This is a genomic window from Massilia soli, assembly GCF_016809835.1.
In the GTDB taxonomy this organism is placed as follows: Bacteria; Pseudomonadota; Gammaproteobacteria; order Burkholderiales; family Burkholderiaceae_D; genus Telluria_A; species Telluria_A soli.
Window position 1 is genome coordinate 1 of sequence record NZ_JAFBIL020000032.1, and the last position, 643, is coordinate 643.

At 50.1% G+C, this 643-nt stretch carries 1 rRNA gene; it reads right to left on the reverse strand.

Annotation, left to right across the window (positions count from 1 at the left end):
• Positions 1-450: ribosomal RNA gene (locus tag I4X03_RS23005) — 16S ribosomal RNA — on the reverse strand; the annotation flags it as partial.
• Positions 451-643: the final 193 nt, after the last annotated feature.

Genomic DNA, 643 nt, shown 5'->3' on the forward strand with positions numbered 1-643 from the left:
CACCGTTTCTTCCCTGACAAAAGAGCTTTACAACCCGAAGGCCTTCTTCACTCACGCGGCATTGCTGGATCAGGCTTGCGCCCATTGTCCAAAATTCCCCACTGCTGCCTCCCGTAGGAGTCTGGACCGTGTCTCAGTTCCAGTGTGGCTGGTCGTCCTCTCAGACCAGCTACTGATCGTAGCCTTGGTAGGCCTTTACCCTACCAACTAGCTAATCAGATATCGGCCGCTCCAGGAGCACAAGGCCTTGCGGTCCCCTGCTTTCATCCTTAGATCGTATGCGGTATTAGCGTAACTTTCGCTACGTTATCCCCCACTCTTGGGTACGTTCCGATATATTACTCACCCGTTCGCCACTCGCCGCCAGGTTGCCCCGCGCTGCCGTTCGACTTGCATGTGTAAAGCATGCCGCCAGCGTTCAATCTGAGCCAGGATCAAACTCTTCAGTTTAATCTCTGTTTGTTGGCATTTCTGCCACCGGTATTGCTACCGGGTCGCTCACTCAAAATACTGACCGTTACTCATTGCTGAGCAACGTATTTCTTTTTTGTGAACATTTGATAATTTAAGTAATCAGTGACCGAAGTCACTGGCACCTTCATCAAACGCCCACACTTATCGACTGTTAATTTTTAAAGAACTT